Annotated in this window: 14 protein-coding genes; 4 read left to right on the top strand and 10 right to left on the bottom strand. The window is 68.3% G+C overall.

All coding sequences use genetic code 11. The features are described 5' to 3' along the window. Position 1: 1 nt before the first annotated feature. From WT97_RS17905 to WT97_RS17890, 4 genes are all read right to left on the bottom strand, one after another. Positions 2-1096: a triacylglycerol lipase gene (locus WT97_RS17905; RefSeq protein ID WP_059793924.1), complete on the bottom strand. Its 1095-nt coding sequence runs from the start codon at positions 1094-1096 to the stop codon at positions 2-4. Positions 1097-1317: 221 nt separating this feature from the next. Continuing rightward, the gene (locus WT97_RS17900; protein WP_060353955.1) at positions 1318-3450 is read right to left on the bottom strand and encodes a TonB-dependent copper receptor; all 2133 of its coding nucleotides are present in this window, start codon (positions 3448-3450) and stop codon (positions 1318-1320) included. 83 nt (positions 3451-3533) lie between these two features. Further along, positions 3534-3902: a DUF2946 domain-containing protein gene (locus tag WT97_RS17895; protein WP_060353954.1), complete on the bottom strand. Its 369-nt coding sequence runs from the start codon at positions 3900-3902 to the stop codon at positions 3534-3536. A gap of 155 nt (positions 3903-4057) precedes the next feature. After that, positions 4058-4594, bottom strand: a complete 537-nt coding sequence (locus WT97_RS17890) for a cytochrome b (RefSeq protein WP_060353953.1) — start codon at positions 4592-4594, stop codon at positions 4058-4060. A gap of 225 nt (positions 4595-4819) precedes the next feature. On the opposite strand from WT97_RS17890, the gene WT97_RS17885 reads away from it, so the two are divergent. Beyond that, entirely contained in the window at positions 4820-5458 is a 639-nt protein-coding gene (locus WT97_RS17885; protein WP_060354074.1) for a Pr6Pr family membrane protein, read from the top strand. Positions 5459-5523: 65 nt separating this feature from the next. On the opposite strand, the gene WT97_RS17880 is transcribed toward WT97_RS17885, so the two are convergent. Continuing rightward, entirely contained in the window at positions 5524-6258 is a 735-nt protein-coding gene (locus WT97_RS17880; RefSeq protein ID WP_059501179.1) for a peptidoglycan DD-metalloendopeptidase family protein, read from the bottom strand. 427 nt (positions 6259-6685) lie between these two features. On the opposite strand from WT97_RS17880, the gene WT97_RS17875 reads away from it, so the two are divergent. Further along, entirely contained in the window at positions 6686-7006 is a 321-nt protein-coding gene (locus WT97_RS17875) for a hypothetical protein (protein WP_011694691.1), read from the top strand. A 111-nt stretch (positions 7007-7117) separates the two neighbouring features. Here WT97_RS17875 and WT97_RS17870 read toward each other — a convergent pair whose 3' ends face one another. The 4 genes from WT97_RS17870 to WT97_RS17855 all read right to left on the bottom strand — a co-directional run bounded on the left by WT97_RS17870 (position 7118) and on the right by WT97_RS17855 (position 10713). Further along, positions 7118-7462 carry a DUF4148 domain-containing protein gene (locus WT97_RS17870; protein ID WP_034205207.1) on the bottom strand — a complete coding sequence of 115 codons (345 nt, stop codon included), beginning with the start codon at positions 7460-7462 and terminating at the stop codon, positions 7118-7120. Positions 7463-7662: 200 nt separating this feature from the next. Further along, positions 7663-9075, bottom strand: coding sequence for an NADP-dependent phosphogluconate dehydrogenase (gene gndA, locus WT97_RS17865; RefSeq protein ID WP_021160879.1), 1413 nt, complete (start codon positions 9073-9075; stop codon positions 7663-7665). A gap of 97 nt (positions 9076-9172) precedes the next feature. Continuing rightward, on the bottom strand, positions 9173-9814 hold the full coding sequence (locus WT97_RS17860; protein WP_060035755.1) for a DUF938 domain-containing protein: 642 nt from the start codon (positions 9812-9814) through the stop codon (positions 9173-9175). After that, positions 9811-10713, bottom strand: coding sequence for an NAD-dependent protein deacetylase (locus tag WT97_RS17855; protein WP_060354073.1), 903 nt, complete (start codon positions 10711-10713; stop codon positions 9811-9813). The genes WT97_RS17860 and WT97_RS17855 overlap by 4 nt, the downstream gene beginning before the upstream one ends. A gap of 1195 nt (positions 10714-11908) precedes the next feature. On the opposite strand from WT97_RS17855, the gene WT97_RS17850 reads away from it, so the two are divergent. Both WT97_RS17850 and WT97_RS17845 read left to right on the top strand, forming a co-directional pair. Beyond that, positions 11909-12880 carry an LLM class oxidoreductase gene (locus WT97_RS17850; RefSeq protein WP_060353952.1) on the top strand — a complete coding sequence of 324 codons (972 nt, stop codon included), beginning with the start codon at positions 11909-11911 and terminating at the stop codon, positions 12878-12880. 338 nt (positions 12881-13218) lie between these two features. Then, the gene (locus WT97_RS17845) at positions 13219-15681 is read left to right on the top strand and encodes a mechanosensitive ion channel family protein (RefSeq protein ID WP_060353951.1); all 2463 of its coding nucleotides are present in this window, start codon (positions 13219-13221) and stop codon (positions 15679-15681) included. A 27-nt stretch (positions 15682-15708) separates the two neighbouring features. Here WT97_RS17845 and WT97_RS17840 read toward each other — a convergent pair whose 3' ends face one another. Then, a complete protein-coding gene (locus WT97_RS17840; RefSeq protein ID WP_060353950.1) occupies positions 15709-16542 on the bottom strand; it encodes a CerR family C-terminal domain-containing protein in 834 nt (277 codons plus the stop codon). Between the last annotated feature and the right edge of the window lie 5 nt (positions 16543-16547).

Below are 16547 nucleotides of genomic sequence, written 5' to 3'. Positions count from 1 at the left end.
ATCACACGCCCGCGAGCTTCAACCGGTTCGCATGCGTGCGGATCACCGCGACCGGATCTTCCGCATACGCGCCGCGCACGCCGAGCAACTGGTTGATCTCGTCGAGATGGTTCCACTTGTAGCTCGTGCTCAGCACCTTGCCGTACAGCGCGCTGCACTTCGACACGAGCCCATCGTTCTGGCCCGAGCCGCGATTGATCATCACCGCGCCCGTGCCATACAGCGCGAGCGTCGACAGGTCGAGCGCGTTCGCCGGATCGACGACCGGAAGGGTGCTCGTGTCCGTCGCCCCCGTCACGCCGAGCACGGAAAGCGTCGGCTGGATCGCCGTGCCGGCCCACGAATACAGCAGATGCGTGTTGCCGCCGACGGTTTCCGTCGACGCACCGGTCTGGCAGCTTCCGGGCGCGCCGAGGCCCGCGCTCGGATAGTTCTGGTTGTAGGTGGCGGCTTGCGCGGTGGTCAGCGTCTTCAACGACGCGAGCGCGTCCTGGTTCGTGTTGTGATTGCTGCTCGTCAGGATGCCGAACACATTGACGAATGCAGCGATCACCGTGGACGACAACCCGGTCGGATCGTACGCGAGCACGCCCTGCACGAAGTCGGCGAACTCGGAGCCGCGATGCGGCGTGCCGATCGTCGTCACCGACGCGACGAGATCGGGCGCGACGGCCGCGACATAGCGCGACGTCAACCCGCCCTGGCTGTGACCGACGAGATTGACCTTGGTCGCGCCGGTCGCGGCGAGCACCGTCTTCACGTACGCCAGCAACTGTTCGCCGCGCCCGTTCGGGCCGTCGTCACTCTGGAAGCCCGACAGGTTCGCGACGTAGACGGTCGCGCCATGCTGCTGCAGGTCTTCCTGGATGCCGTACCAGTACTCGAGTACGCCCGCATACTTGTCGGTGCCGGTCAGCCCGTGCACGAGAATGATCGGATAGCGCGTCGTCGCATAGTCGTCGACGGGCGCGGTTGCCGCCATCGCCGTGCGCGTCGTCGCGAGCGTCATCAGCGCGGCCGTCCCCGCGAACGGCGCGACGCTCATCGCGCATGCCACTGCCCCTGCCATTACCCTGGAACGCATCGATCTGGCCATGCATGTTCTCCTGATTATTGTGCTGCCGGTGCGAATGACACCGGATCGACACGCATGCCGCATCGCGCGCACCGTGTGTGTCGACTGCGGGAGTGAAGCACGACTCGCGAACGTTTGCGCCCCGACTAGATACGGTTCTCTAATCGGTTGACGCGCACCGCCCGTTCGGGCGGTGCGGCGTTCCGGCAGGCGCATGCTGCGACGCACATGCGCGATGCGCGCTACAGCTTCGCGCTCACGCGCACCCACGCGGTACGCCCCGGCTCCATCACCGGCGCGTTCGCCGGGTAGCCGAAGCCCGCGTTGCCGGCGAGGTTCAGATGCTCGGTGTAGGCCTTGTCGAGCACGTTGTCGACGCCCACCGAGATCTGCACGGTCTTGCTGACGTTGTACTGCGTATGCAGCGACAGCACGCCGAATCCGGCGCTCGGGCCGAAGTCCTTGCCGACCACGTTGCCCTCGTTCGGCGCGTAGCGATGCTGCGGCGCAACGATGCGCCACAGGCCGCCCGCCGACCATGCGCCGCGCGTGTATTCGACCCCGATGCGCGCCTCGAGCGGCGGCATCTGCGGCAGCGGATCGCCGCTCGCCACGTTGCGCCCCCATGCATACGCAAGCGACGTCTCGACGCGCAGCGGCGCGACGGGTCGCCACGACACGCCGGCTTCGCCGCCCATGATCTGCGCGTTGACGTTGGTTGCCTGCGTGGTCGGCCCCATCATGCCGGCCGCATAGTTGAACAGGATGAAGTCCTGTACGTAGCCCGCGTACGCCGACACCCATGCATCGAACCGGTCGCTCCTGTATTGCGCGCCGATATCGAGCTGGGTGGTCTTCTCCGGCTGCACCGCCGAGAACGCGTTGACCGAGCCGGCCGGCCCGCGCGTCGCGGAGAACAGTTCCCAGTAGTCCGGATAACGCTCCGCGTGGCCGATCCCCGCGTACCACGTGACGGGCAGCGACGCGAGATCGCGCTCGTAACGCACGAAGCCGCTCGGCAGCACTTTCGTCCGATCGTCGTCGAAGGTCGGGTTCGGCTTGCTCGTCATCATGCCGCGCTGCATCGCACGCTTGTCGCGTGCGCTCGCATAGTCGACGCGCGCGCCGCCTATCACGCGCGATACGTCGCTCGCATACCACGTCAACTCGCCGAACACGCCCGCGTTCCACATCGTCGCCTGCGCACCCCACGGCTGATCGCGGTAGTTCTGCTGCCCCATCGACGCGCGAGAATCGAGCCGGTTCGATTGCGCATCGGCGCCCGTTTCGAGCTTGAAGTCGTCGCCGAAGCGAAACGTCGCGGCCGCACGCGCGCCGACCGTGCGGCGTCGCACTTCCGAGGCCATTCGCATCGGCATGCTGCTCGTCGGGTCGGGTTGCCGCAACGTATAGTTGTCCATCACGTGATCGGCTTCGTTGTAATACACGCGCGCCTCGATCCGGTCGAGCACGTCGCCGAGATGCCGCTTGTCGAACGACAGGCCGAACGTCTCGCGGCGGAAATGCGCGCCGTCCATCCCGCGGCCTGCATAGCGCGCATAGCCGTCGCCGGTGCCGGCGGTCAGCTCGACGCGCGTATGGTCGTCGGGGGTCCAGCCGAGTGCCGCATCGGCGTTCCACTTGTCCCACTGCGACGGCACGGTATTGCCGTTGCCGTCCTCGTAGTCCTGCGAATGCGCGTGGTTCGCGGTCACGCGGCCATAGACGTCCGGCGTGCCGGCGCTCAGGTCGAGATTCTGGTCGTTGCGGCCGAACGACCCGCCGACGAGACTGCCGTCGAAGCGCATGCCGGGGCGCTCGAAACGCGGCGTCACGCGCTCGAACAGCACGGTGCCGGCCGACGCGCCCGGACCGTACAACACGGTCTGCGGCCCCTTCACGACGGTGACCTTGTCGTAGCTTTCCGGCGCGATATACGACGTCGGCGCGTCCATCCGGTTCGGGCACGCGCCGAGCGTCGGCATCCCGTTCGCCAGGATGTTCAGCCGCGACCCGAACATCCCGCGCAGCACGGGGTCACCGTTCGTGCCGCCGCTGCGGATCGACGTGAAGCCGGGAATCGTCTTCAGGTAATCGGCGCCGTCGCTCGCCGGCAGCGGCTGGCGCGGCGCCTTCGGATCCGTGACGACGACGAGCGGCGTCGACAGCGGCGACGCGACGACTTCGACGGGCGGCAACAGCACGGCGGCGGCGTCCGCCGTCGCGCCGGCCGCATGCGGGGTGTCGGCCGCGGCGGCGCTCGCGGCCAGCGCACTGGCGGCCAGTGCGGGAACGGTAAGTTTCAGCATGCGCGGCAGCGGTCGCGCACCGGCATTGCGTGACGCACACGGCGCACGCAACTGGAAATTGGTCATGATCGAAAGCCCGAGTGACGCCCTCCACGCGGCCTCGACGGGCCGCACGGATATCGGCGGAAGTAGGAACGGCGGGAAACGCGTCAGGCGCGCTCGGGCGGTGCGCGTGGATAGGCGCGCGGATAGCGGTCGCTGCGCACCGCGACGGCAGGCGACGCGACGGCGGAAGCGGAAACGACGGGAATGGAGTCGACCGATGCGGCGGCAGGCGCGCCGATGGCCGGGCTATGCGCGAAGAAGCCGCAGTAGCCGCACGCGTCGAGATGCAGTGCATGACCGTGCATGCCGCCCGTATCGGACGAACGATGCGCACCATGCTCGGTACTGCAGACGATCGCATCGGGGGTGGCCGCCTGCGCGATACGCCACTGCGACACCAGCGGCGCCGCGATCGCGATCCAGATCGCGAGCAGGCCAAGCCAGGCAGTCAGGTGACGATGTCGGTGCAGCATGCGCGGCGACGAGTAAGCGGAATGTAAAGGCAGCCGAGATGTTACAGAATGTTCAACGCGGTGAACAGTGCTGGCGAAAGTAAACGAACCGGGGGCGCATGGTTGCCAACGCAACCATGCGCCCCCGCCTGCTGCATGCTCCGGAAACGGGACGATCAGGGCGTCATGCGCCGCAGCACGTCGTCGCGCCGGATGAAGTGATGGTAGAGCGCGGCCAGCGCATGCAGGCCGATCACGAAATAGAACGCGTTGCCGATCAGTTCGTGCGCTTCCTTGATCGTCGGCCGCAGCGCCTTGTCGGGGCCGAACAGCGTGAACGACACGCCGAGCCAGTCGAGCGACACCGGCTTGCCGCCCATGTTGACCGTCATGATGCCGAGCAGCGGCTGCGCGATGATGAACACGTAGAGCGCGACATGTGCGAGCTTCGACAGCCAGCGCAGCAGCACCGCCTGCGGAATCGCTTCCGGCACGCGGCTGACGACTCGCCACAGCACGCGCAGCACCGACAGCACGAGGACCAACGTACCGGCCGTCAGATGCACGTTCATCCAGAACGCACGGCTGTCGCTGCCTTTCGGTCCGCGAATCTCGATGGCCAGGTAGGCCAGCGCGACCAGCACGAAGATGGCCCAGTGGAAGAAGATCGCGGGCGAGCTGTAGCGCGTCTGTTTCGCGAGGATGTTTTTCATGCTTCGTCTCGTGTTGTATTCGGGGAGGGCGCCAGCTGCAACCGGCCGCCGCCTGGCAACGCTGTGGCGATTGTAGCCGCATGGGCGTCCGGTTTTGCACGGCGCGATCAAATATCCGACGAATCGTCGACGCGCGCCGCGCAAGGCCGCCCTATGGAAAATCCGCATCGCGCACGCAGGCGGCTGTGGCACGATGAAGCTTTGGTGCGACGGCGCGCGGGCATCATGAGCAAAGCGTTCTTCGTTGCGGCCTACCGGCTGATCGCCGCGTTGCTCGCGGTGTCCACCACGCTGCACAGCGTCGCCGACTACTGGCGCCTGCCGAACTTCCATCTCGGCAACTACCTCAGCTATTTCACGCAACTGAGCAGCCTCTACGCAGCCGCGATGCTGGCCGCGGGGCTGTGGCGCATCGCGCGCCCCGGCTCGGCCCGCTACGAATCGATGCGCGGCGCGGCGGTGCTGTACGTGCTGATCACCGCGATCGTCTACGAGCTCCTGCTCGCACGGCTCGATGCGCTGCGCCACGTCACGCCGGCGTTCAACAACTGGGTACTGCACCGGATCGTGCCGCTCGTGGTGCTGTGCGACTGGCTGTATGTCGAACCGCGCTCGCCGATTCCGCGCCGCAGCGCATTCGCATGGCTCGGCTTCCCGGTCGTCTATCTCGGCTATACGCTCGTGCGCGGCGCGGTGGAGAACTGGTATCCCTACCCGTTCGTCGATCCGCGGCCGCACGGCTACCTGCCCGTCGCGATCCAGTGTTCGCTGATCGCGTTCGGCGCGGCGGCGCTCGCATTGGGCATTTGCTGGCTCGGCAATCGTGCGACACAGTCTGCCGGCGCGACGCTCAGGGAAGGATGAAGGGGAACGGGTGAAAGAGGTAGGAACGTGTGCGCCACCCGGCGCACACGTGGCGATGCCGGCGATCAGCCGCCGTTGCGCGGCAGGAAGTTCATCGGATCGACGACCTTGCCGTTCTGACGGACCTCGAACTCGAACGTCGAACGACCGCTCGCGTCGGTGCCCATTTCGGCGACCGGCTGCCCCTGGCGCACCGCGTCGCCTTCGTTGACGAGCAGCTTGCCGTTGTGCCCGTAAGCCGTGATGAGCCCGTTGTCGTGCTTCAGGATCACGAGCGGACCATACGCCTTGACGCCGGAGCCGGCGTACACCACGCGCCCGTTTGCCGCGGCCCGCACCGAATGGTCGGGCCCGGATGCGGCGATCACGACGCCGCGCGTCTTGCCGGCCGAGAACGGCGTCGCGACGATGCCCGTGGCCGGCCATGCGAGCGAGCCCGGCTGGGCGGCCGCCGCGGGAGGCTGCCCGTACGAGGCCGCGGCCGGCGGCGGCGCGACCCGCAGCACCTGGCCCGGCGACACGGCGTCGGTGGGCGCCATGTGGTTCCAGCTGGCCACGTCCTGCACGCGCTGCCCGTAGGCGTTCGCGATGCCCGCCAGCGTATCGCCCGGGTTCACGCGGTAATAGCCGGCAATCACGCCCGGCGTCGCAGCCGACGTGGGCGCCGGTTGACGCGTGGGCTGCCAACTGTCGGTCCACGGCGTCATCGTGCAGCCCGCAAGCGCGATGGCCGCGGCAACGAGCGCCGCCTGCGGCAGCCAGCGCGTGAGCGCGTCGTGGATGGGAATAGTTTCTCTCAAGGGTCCTCCCGGATTTGCCGTCGTTGCGCCGCCCACCGCCCCCCGGCAAGCGACGCACGATGTCCGGCCGAACGGCCGGATCAACCAGTATCCGACCGCTGTCGCGGCCGTCAGTTTCCACAGCGGGACGTCGGCGCGAATGAGCTCACCGGCCCCTTTTTCGCGCGTCCCGATCGGCAAAGATACCATTTGTCGCGGTCGAGGCCCCGACAGTTGGCGGATCCGGAAACAATCTTGCGGCGTCGCGCGGGCGCGCCGGCGGGCCGCGAGCCGTGCCAGGCGGGCCGCTCGGCCGGGGCTTCGAAGGTTTCCCTGCGGGGTGCCGTCATCCTCGCCGACCGTATCGGCCCCGTCATATTCTCCGCTTCGATCGCCGCCTATACTCGACGATGCGCAGCGCGATCCAACGACAACGAGGAGCATGACAATGAATAACGCGACGTTTCTCTCCGTGCAGCTCGACGCCGACGATTTCGCCGGTTCCAGCGGTCTGGTCGAATTGCTCAACCGGCACCTGCTGTTCGCGACCGACGTCGCCGAAGCGGCCGATGCGCTCGTCCAGTTGGCGAGCGTCACGCACCTGACGGGCGCCACGCGCCACAGCGTCGAGTTGCCGGTCCTCGCGATCGAACGGCTGCGCGACGCACTCGATACGCTGAGCGGTTACGACGAAACGTGGCTGCAGGTACTGGAACCCGCCGAAGCGCTGTTTCGCGATATCGGGCGCGGCAGACGCCCGCTGCACTGAACGGCGGCGCATCGCGCGCCGCCAATGAAAACGGCCCGACGTACCGCTATGCGGTACGTCGGGCCGTTGTACTACAGGGGGTCGGATGCGGTCGCCAGCGCGGCCGTACCATTAACGACCCTTGTAGACCGGTGCGCCGTCCGAGATGCGCTTGACTTGCCAGCCGGTCTTGGCCGCAGCCGGTGCGCCCGACTCTTGGCCGGCGGCCGGTTGTGCACCGTAGCCGGTCGTGTCGGCCGCAGCGACGTTCTGTTGCGGGTTCACACGGGCTTCGGCAGCCTGGATGCCTTCCGGATAGTTGGTCCGGTCGCTGCCCAGCTTGTAGCCGGCCTGTTGCAGCTGGACCAGCTCGGCCTTCACCTGTGCACGGGTGACGGGCGCGTTCTGTTGGGCGAACGAGACGGCGGGGACGGCGAGGACAGCAGCAGCAGCGAACGTTGCGATCAGCGATTTCATGATTACCTCCGGGATTTTTTTGCTCCGCCGCACACACCATGTCTGCAGCGATGGAACAGAGTTTAGTCCCGTCAGCACCTAGGGAAAACCATGAAAGAGCGAAAACACTGTTTCCCCGGAGCCAACAATGTCGGCATCCGGGATAGAAAAACCCTATTCAAAGAATAGATTTTCGCAACAATGCCGCCGCCGCACGCCGGTTACGACCAGTTCGCGTGGAAGCTGCCCGGCTTGTCGGTGCGCTCGAACGTATGCGCGCCGAAGAAGTCTCGCTGCGCCTGCACAAGGTTCGCCGGCAGCCGCTCGGAACGGTAGCTGTCGAAGTACGCGACCGCCGACGCGAACGCCGGGACCGGCACGCCGGCCTTCACCGCGGCCACCACGACGTCGCGCAGCGACGCCTGGTAGTTCGCGGCGATGTCCTTGAAGTACGGGTCGAGCAGCAGGTTCGCGAGCGCCGGATCCTTCGCGTACGCGTCGGTGATCTTCTGCAGGAAGCGCGCGCGGATGATGCAGCCCGCGCGGAAGATCTTCGCGATCGTCCCGAGATCGAGGTTCCAGCCGTACTCTTCCGACGCCGTGCGCAGTTGCGCGAAGCCCTGCGCGTACGAGATCACCTTGCTCAGGTACAGCGCGCGGCGCACCGCTTCGACGAACGCGGCACGATCGCCGTCGAACGGCGCGGCAGCCGGGCCCGACAGGATCTTGCTGGCCGCGACGCGCTCCGTCTTCAGCGACGACAGCACGCGCGCGAACACCGACTCCGTGATGAGCGGCAGCGGCACGCCGAGATCCAGCGCATTCTGGCTCGTCCACTTGCCGGTGCCCTTCTGCGCGGCGCGATCGAGAATCACGTCGACGAGATGCTTGCCGGTCTCCTCGTCCTTCTTGCCGAAGATCTTCGACGTGATCTCAATCAGGTAGCTGTCGAGCTCGCCCTGGTTCCATTCGGTGTACACCGCGCCGAGTTCGTCGTTGGTCAGGCCCGCGACGTCCTTCAGCACCGAGTAGCTTTCGGCGATCAGCTGCATGTCGCCGTATTCGATGCCGTTGTGAACCATCTTCACGTAGTGGCCCGCGCCGTCCGGGCCCATGTACGCGACGCACGGCTCGCCGTCCGACGGCGCCTTCGCGGCGATCTGCTTGAGGATCGGCTCGACGAGGTCGTACGCGTCGCGCTGGCCGCCGGGCATGATCGACGGGCCGCGCAGCGCGCCCTCTTCGCCGCCCGACACGCCGGTGCCGATGAAATGCAGGCCCGACTGCGCGAGTTCCTGGTTGCGGCGGATCGTGTCGGTGAAGTGCGTGTTGCCGCCGTCGATCAGCACATCGCCCTTCTCGAGCAGCGGCTTGAGCGATGCGATCGTCGCATCGGTCGCTTCCCCGGCCTTCACCATCATCAGGATCCGGCGCGGCGTTTCGAGCGACGCGACGAACTCCTCGAGCGTATAGGTCGGCACCAGATTGCGGCCGGGGAATTCGGCGATCAGTTCGTCGGTTTTCTCGCGGCTGCGGTTGTACACCGACACCGCGTAACCGCGGCTCTCGATATTGAGTGCGAGATTGCGGCCCATCACCGCGAGCCCGATCACACCGATTGCTTGTTTGCCCATTAGTCAATTCTCCGGAAAAAACGGGGCGCGACCCGAGCCGGGCCGCGCGCACAGGCGAAAGGATAGTGGAAACCCGGCGGCGCTGCCCGCTTGCGTGTCATTGCTCCGCGTGCGGCAGGCGCCGGAACACGACGCTCAGGTTGTTCGCCGGCATCTCGACGACCTCGATGCAGTCGAGCCCGCGATCGAGGCCGAGCGCGACCACGGTCTCGAGATCGCGCACGCCCCACGACGGGTCGCGGCTGCGCAACTGCCGGTCGAAGGCTTCGTTCGACGGCGCCGTATGCCGGCCTTCGCGACGGTACGGACCGTACAGGAACAGCACGCCGCCCGGCCGCAGCACGCGCGACGCACCCGCGAACAGCGCGTCGGTGCAGGCCCACGGCGAGATATGGATCATGTTGATGCAGACGATCGCGTCGAGCGCCGCGACCGGCCACGGCGTGTCGCGTACGTCGAACGCCAGCGGCCCGGCGACGTTCTCGAGGGCCGCATGCGCGACCCACGCGGCGATCGAACGCCGCGCGTGCGCATCGGGATCGCTCGGCTGCCAGTGCAGGCCCGGCAACGCCTGCGCGAAGTGCACGACGTGCTGCCCCGTGCCGCTCGCGATTTCGAGCACGCTGCCGCTCGCGGGCAGCACGCGGCGCAGCACGTCGAGGATCGGGCCGCGATTGCGTTCGGCCGCCGGCGCCGACAGCCGTGCGGACGGATCGGGCGAAGTAGCGGCGCCGGTCACGATGCATGCTCCTTCGTGTCGCTGTTGCGCCCGAGCCCCAGCCGCGCCACGAGTGCGTCGAGCGCGGGAGTGCAGCGCGCCTCGACCTTCAGCGTCAGCATCGGGTCGGCGCGCGTACGGCCGAGATTGAGTGCGGCGACCGGCTTGTGCTGCGCCTGCGCCCACACGCAGAAGCGGTAGCCGGAATACACCATCAGCGACGAGCCGACGACGAGCAACGCGTCGGCGGCCTCGAGCGCCTGCGACGCCAGCGCCACGCGCTCGCGCGGCACGTTCTCGCCGAAGAACACGACCGCCGGCTTCAGCAGGCCGCCGCACGCTGGGCACGCCGGGATGCGGAACGTATCGAGCGCGGCCCATTCGAGATGCGCGTCGCCGTCCGCGGCCGGCTCGGCCTGCGCGCCCAGCAGCTCGGGATTGTCGGCTTCGAGCACGGTCTGGATCGCGGCTCGCGCATGATGTGCGCCGCATTCGAGGCAGGTGACGCCGTCGATGCCGCCGTGCAGCTCGATCACGTCGCCGCTGCCCGCGCGCTGATGCAGGCCGTCGACGTTCTGCGTGACGAGGCGCTCGATCCGGCCCGCGCCGCCGAGCCGCGCCAGCGCGACATGCGACCCGTTCGGCCGCGCGCGGCCGACGACCGGCCAGCCGATCATGCTGCGCGCCCAGTAGCGGCGCCGTGCGGCGTCGGAACCGAGGAATTCGTGAAGCTGAATCGGCGGCGAGCGCATCCATTGGCCATTGCGGTCGCGGTAACCGGGAATGCCGGAATCGGTGCTGATGCCCGCGCCGGTCAGCACGAGCAGGCGAGGATGACGCTCGACGAACGTCTGCAGCGCATCGAGCGCGGCCGGATCGGCGTCGACGATGGAAGAATCGGGCAAGGCGTTATCGTTCATGTTGGCAACGTGATCGGTCGCGCCGGCAGGCCGTGCGCCCGCACGGGCCGCCACGCACGCCAGCACATGATACAGAACGCCGTGCGATCGGGCTGGCCGCCGCCACGGCACGCGGGCACGCAAAAAGACGCCCGCCGCCGCTCGGCGACGGGCGCTTCAACAATTGATCCATCGGGGTAGTGGATCAACTGACAGCACAATGTTGCGACGTCCGTCATCCCGCATTCGACGGACGTTCCCCCTGACTCCGCGTGTTCCGCCCGGCCGCGCACGTCGGCGCGTCGCCGGCTTTCCCGACCCGATCCCGTTCGGTGCGCTCGTCGTGCCCGCGCAATGCGCGGCGTGCAAACGCATGCGCCGCGCGACGACGTCGTTGCGCCAAGGCATGACGATTCCGGGATCCGGCCGGGACCATCCGCCTGCACGCGGTTCGCCGCCGACGGCCGACCGGCACCGGTCGGACTCGTGCGTCACGCCTGCACGCCATCGTTCGGAACGAAACCGATTACCCGGATGGAACGGAAAGCCGCTCGCTCACGTCGCCGCAATCAACGGCGAAGCGAATACCCTGGCAGGTCGGCGATTCATGTTTGCAACACGATGCGTTGCGTTTCGGTCTTTTTTCATTCTCTTGTCCCCGTGTTCGATATGTCCGACCCACTGAAGCGATTGCCGAGCCGACTGCACCCGCGATCGCACTCACGGCCCATACAACCATGCAAGGAGCGCACCATGCTTCATGCGGCAAGGCCTCGCGGGCCGCGGGCAGGCATCGCGCGCCGTCGGAAAGCGCGAACGTTTCGAAACTGAAACGCACCGCCGGCATCGTCGCGTCGTCGCCGTGCGGCGTGGCCGATCACCTTACGCCCCACATCCGACGTCGCGCCGCGATCGGACGCGACCGGCCGGCCTCACTCGTTCCCGCGATTCGCCAACGCCCGGCCGGAACCCGCACGCGCCGCATGTCCGACACGAAGCACCGGCTGGATATCGGCTCCCGCACGCCGGTCTATCGCACCGGTCGCAACCGCGCATCGCAGTGCATGGCGTCACGACCGGACTCGCGCCGCACGGCGCGACGCTGCGGGTCAGGCAGCGCGAGGCTTGGCCGTCCCGCTCGTGCATCGCGCAAACACGCTAGCATTCGGACACTGAACGCCGCGCGTTCCCGCTGCCTCGCCGCCAAGGATTCGCCATGACCATCCCCACCCCCACTCCCACTCCCACCCGCCCCGACGTCGCGCATCGTGTCTTCTCGGCGGGACGGCTGTCGATCGGCCTCACGCTTCCGCTGCTTCGCAGCGGCCGCATCGTCGCGGACTTCAACGAACAGCTCGAACTCGCGGCGCTGGCCGATTCGCTCGGCTTTCGCGCGCTGTGGATTCGCGACGTGCCGCTGAACAGCGCCGACTATCCCGACCCGGTCGGCCACCTCGACCCGTGGGTACTGCTCGGCGCGCTGGCGTCGCGCACCCGCGGGATCGCGCTCGCCAGCGGCGCGATCGTGCTGCCGCTGCGTCATCCGCTGCATATCGCGAAAGGCGCGCTGTCGGTCGCGACGCTGTCGGGCGGGCGCTTCATCCTGGGGCTCGGCTCGGGCGACCGGCCGCCCGAATATGCGGCGTTCGGCGTCGACGCGGAAACCCGGCGCGACCGCTATCGCGCGCACTGGGACGTCGTCGCGGCCGCGCTCGGCGTGCCGTCGCGCGTGCTGCCCGACCACGCGCCGCCCGATGCGCCCGAATTCACGCTGCTGCCGCGCGGCGGCGATGCGGTGCCGATGCTCGCGGTCGGCTCGGGCGGACAGAGCGTCGACTGGATCGCCCGGCATTCGATCGGCTGGATGACGTATCACCGCGATCCGGATACGCAGCGTGCCCGCTATTCGATGTGGCGCGCGGCGGTCGACCGGCTCGCGTCGCCGGAATTTCGTGCATTCGGCGTATCGATGCGGCTCGATCTCGCCGCGCATCCCGATACGCCGGCCACCGCGCTGCCGCTCGGTTATGCAACCGGGCGGCGCGCGTTGGTCGACATCCTGCACGAGATGCGCGCGGCGGGCACGCACCACGTCACGCTGAACCCTGGATCGGACCGGCCCGTACGCGACGTCATCGAAGAAATCGCCGAGCATGTCTTGCCGGTATTTCATGACGAGCGAGCGTGATTCGTCAGGAATCCCGATCCATACGATGCGGTGCAAGCGTCGGTCGTGGCCGGACGAACGCTCGCGCCGCGGCGCCTCGCCGATCGGCACCGGCGTACACGCGTTACAGACGCCTTACGACCAGGCAGGCAGGACGTTCCCGCCGATATCGGACGATCGGCAGCCTGCATCCGGCACACGGCTTGCGCGCATGCCTCGCCAACGCCCGCACCGCCTCGCTTACGCCCGATCGAACAGCCGGCGACGGAACTATTCGGTTCCGATCGCGATCATGTTAACTTCCGTCCATCATTCAGCCTCGCGGGCCGCGTGACGAGACGCACCCGCATGCCCACGCCATGCGACATATCCTCCTCGGCTGGCTGCTCGCCGCCGTCGTCTCGGCCGCCCACGCGGCCACGCCTGCGCCGGCCGCCGCGTCGGCCGCCTCCGATACCGCGCCCGCGCTGACGCCGCAAGAAGCGCGACAGGCACTGAATGTGCTGGAAAACCCGCGCGAGCGCGCGCAGGTCGAAACGACGCTGCGCGCCATCGCGGCCGTCGGCGCATTGAGCGCGCCCCCCGTGCCGGCAAGCGCGGCGTCTGCGGCCAGCGGCGCATCGGCTGCCGCGGCGCCGGCCGCGCTCACGTCGAACGGGCTCGCATCGATGCTCGTCCGCCAGGGATCGCGCTGGGCCGCCCAGATCGGCAACGCGCTGCAGGAATCGCTGCGCTCGCTGCTCGACATCGGTTCGGTGGGAAGCTGGTGGCACGACAAGCTCGCGCGCGCCGACCAGCGTGCGGATCTGACTCGCACGCTCGGGATCCTCCTCGCGGTGCTGCTGCCTGCGCTCGTCGTCGAATGGCTCGCGAAGCGGCTGCTGCGACGTGCGCTGGCGACGGTGGCCGCGCGCCGCGCCGATGCATCGCGCAGCCCCGCGCCCGATTCCGACGCATCGGACGAGGATCACGCGCCGCCGCCCGACACGTCCACCCCGCCCGACACCGCGGCCGCCAATGCTGCGGACACCGCGCCCTCCCCAAGCCGAGGCCACGCGCGCCGGCACACCACGCTGCTGCACCGGATGCCGCGCGCGCTCGTCAGTCTCGCGCTGCGCGCGGTGCCGCTGCTCGTGTTCGTCGGTGTCGCGAGCCTGACGATGTCGTTGCTCGTCGAAGCAGGCACGCCGATCGAATCCGCGCTCGAAGCATTGATCGACACCTACGTGATTTGCCGGCTCGTCACGATCGTCAGCCGGCTGTTCTTCCAGCCCGACGCACGGCAATTGCGGCTGCTGCATATCAGCGATGCATGGGCCGAGTTCGCGCAACGCTCGATCGCGCGGATCGCGATCGTGGTCGGCGCGTGCACGGCGGCCGTCGAGATCGCCGCGAACTTCGGCCTGACCGAAGCAGGCCATGTCGCGCTGCTGAAGGCCGTCGCGCTCGTCGGGCACGTGATGATCTCGGTGCTGATCCTTCAGTGCCGCCGGCCGGTCGCGGCCCGGATCCGTGCCGCCGGCGCGGATCGTCCGACCTTCACGGTCGTCGGCAACGCACTCGCGGACGCGTGGGCACCCGTCTCGGTCTTCATCGTGATGGCACTGTGGTTCGTGTGGGCGCTCGACGTCCACAACGGCTACCGCGTGCTGATCACGCTCGGCGGCCGCTCGATCGCCGCGATGATCGCGATGCGGATGGTGTCGATCGTCGTGTTCGGCGCGCTCGCGCGGCTGTTCCAGCGCCGCGAGGACGAGCGCACGCTCGTTCATCTGCACGCGTACCGCTACTACCCGCTGCTGCGCCGGATCGTGTCGGGCGCGCTCGGCGTCGTGACCGTCCTGTTGCTGCTGCAGATCTGGGGCGTGCCGATCTTCCGCGCGTTCGAGACGGGTACGATCGGCCACCGGCTCGCCTCCGCGCTGGTGACGATCGCGATCGCGGCGATCGTCGCGCTCGTCGTGTGGGAAGCGGCCAACATCGCGATCGAGCGCCGCCTGCAACGCTGGACGCGCGAAGGCAACCTGGTGCGGGCCGCGCGGCTGCGCACGCTGCTGCCGATGCTGCGCTCGCTGCTGTTCGTGATGATCGCGCTCGTCGTCGTGCTGACGGGCCTCAGCGAACTCGGCGTGAACGTCGGCCCGCTACTGGCCGGCGCCAGCATCTTCGGCGTCGCGCTCGGTTTCGGCTCGCAGAAGCTCGTGCAGGATTTCATCACCGGGATCTTCCTGCTGATGGAAAACGCGATGCAGGTCGGCGACTGGGTCACGCTCGCCGGCGTGTCGGGGACGGTCGAATACCTGTCGATCCGCACCGTGCGCCTGCGCGCCGGCGACGGGTCGCTGTACACGATCCCGTTCAGCTCGGTGACGACCGTCAACAATACGAATCGAGGGCTCGGCAACGCGGCGGTCAAGGTCAGCATCGCGTACGACGAGGACATCGACCGCGCGATCGCGACGCTGAAGGAAATCGGCGCCGCGTTGCGCGACGACCCGAAGTACCACGACGGCATTCTGTCGGACTTCAGCTACTGGGGCATCGACCAGGTCGACGGCGCGGCGCTCGCGCTGGCCGGACAGATGCAATGCACGGACTCGGCGCGCTGGAGCGTGCAGCGCGAATTCAACCGGCGGATCGCGGAGACGTTCCGCGAACGCGGAATCCGGATCGCCAATCCGCAGCGCAGCGTCGTGGCCTATGCGGACGGATCGCGGCCGGTCGGCCACGATGAAAACGACCTGCGCGCCGACACGCGGAATGCCGCCGATACGGCAGCCCGGCCGCCGTCGCCCGACGCAGCGGAGCGCAAGCCGGGTTGATCGTCGGGAGCAAGTGATCCGTCGCGCTCAACGCGCGGCAGGCTTCTTCACGCGGGCCGTGCTTTTCGCGGCGGGAGGCGCCGCCGCCGGCTTCGCCGCGCGTTTCGCCGCGGCACCCCGCCCGCGCTTCGGCGCGGATTCCCCCTCGGCGGCACCCGCATCGCGCTGCGCATGCCATTGCTCGAGCAGCACGCGCGTCTGGTCGGCGATCGTTTCGGTCACGAGCGCCGCGCGCGCGCCGTCGAACGCCTCCCATTCGAGCAACTGCAGCGCCGAACGCTGCGCGATGTGGAACACCGTGAGCTGCCCGAACAGGCTCAGCGCGCGCAACCGCGTGACGGAATCGTCGGCCGGCCGCCCCGTGATGCGGCCGATCAGCTCGGCGCACACGTCGTTCAGCGGCTTGCGCATGCGCGTCATCAGGATTTCGCTCGCGCTCGCCGGTTCCTGGCCGCCCTGCTCGCGCGCGAAGAACATCCGCTGGTTCATCGTCTTCGGCGCGGTGAACATCCGGTCCGACAACGCACGCAGCAGCCCGATGAACGCTTCGATCAGTTCGTCGACGCTCGCATGAGCGTCGAGCATCGCCCGCGCATGGCCGACCGCCGGCGCGAACACCTGCCAGCCGCTCTCGGCGATCGTCTCGACGCACGCGCGGTACACGCCTTCCTTGTTCTCGAAGTAGTACTGGAGCGCCGGCGCGTTCACGCCCGCCCTCGCGGCGATCTCGCGCGTCGACGCGCCCGCGAACCCGCGCTCGCCGAACAGTTCGATCGCCGCCTCGATGATCCGCTGGCGCGTTTCGTCGCCGCGCGCGTAGCCGCCCGCCGACGTGCGGCGCAGCTTCTTCGCTTCGTTCATGCCTT

Origin of the sequence: Burkholderia sp. MSMB1459WGS (assembly GCF_001534535.1) — a bacterium.
Taxonomy (GTDB): Bacteria; Pseudomonadota; Gammaproteobacteria; order Burkholderiales; family Burkholderiaceae; genus Burkholderia.
Note: the sequence above shows the minus strand (reverse complement) of the source record. Positions and strands in the feature narration are given on the sequence as shown.

Coding starts and splice junctions, on each gene's coding strand:
- WT97_RS17905 (WP_059793924.1), bottom strand. CDS start 1,096: ATGGCCAGATCGATGCGTTCCAGGGTAATGGCAGGGGCAGTGGCATGC.
- WT97_RS17900 (WP_060353955.1), bottom strand. CDS start 3,450: ATGACCAATTTCCAGTTGCGTGCGCCGTGTGCGTCACGCAATGCCGGT.
- WT97_RS17895 (WP_060353954.1), bottom strand. CDS start 3,902: ATGCTGCACCGACATCGTCACCTGACTGCCTGGCTTGGCCTGCTCGCG.
- WT97_RS17890 (WP_060353953.1), bottom strand. CDS start 4,594: ATGAAAAACATCCTCGCGAAACAGACGCGCTACAGCTCGCCCGCGATC.
- WT97_RS17885 (WP_060354074.1), top strand. CDS start 4,820: ATGAGCAAAGCGTTCTTCGTTGCGGCCTACCGGCTGATCGCCGCGTTG.
- WT97_RS17875 (WP_011694691.1), top strand. CDS start 6,686: ATGAATAACGCGACGTTTCTCTCCGTGCAGCTCGACGCCGACGATTTC.
- WT97_RS17870 (WP_034205207.1), bottom strand. CDS start 7,462: ATGAAATCGCTGATCGCAACGTTCGCTGCTGCTGCTGTCCTCGCCGTC.
- gndA (WP_021160879.1), bottom strand. CDS start 9,075: ATGGGCAAACAAGCAATCGGTGTGATCGGGCTCGCGGTGATGGGCCGC.
- WT97_RS17855 (WP_060354073.1), bottom strand. CDS start 10,713: ATGAACGATAACGCCTTGCCCGATTCTTCCATCGTCGACGCCGATCCG.
- WT97_RS17850 (WP_060353952.1), top strand. CDS start 11,909: ATGACCATCCCCACCCCCACTCCCACTCCCACCCGCCCCGACGTCGCG.
- WT97_RS17845 (WP_060353951.1), top strand. CDS start 13,219: ATGCGACATATCCTCCTCGGCTGGCTGCTCGCCGCCGTCGTCTCGGCC.
- WT97_RS17840 (WP_060353950.1), bottom strand. CDS start 16,542: ATGAACGAAGCGAAGAAGCTGCGCCGCACGTCGGCGGGCGGCTACGCG.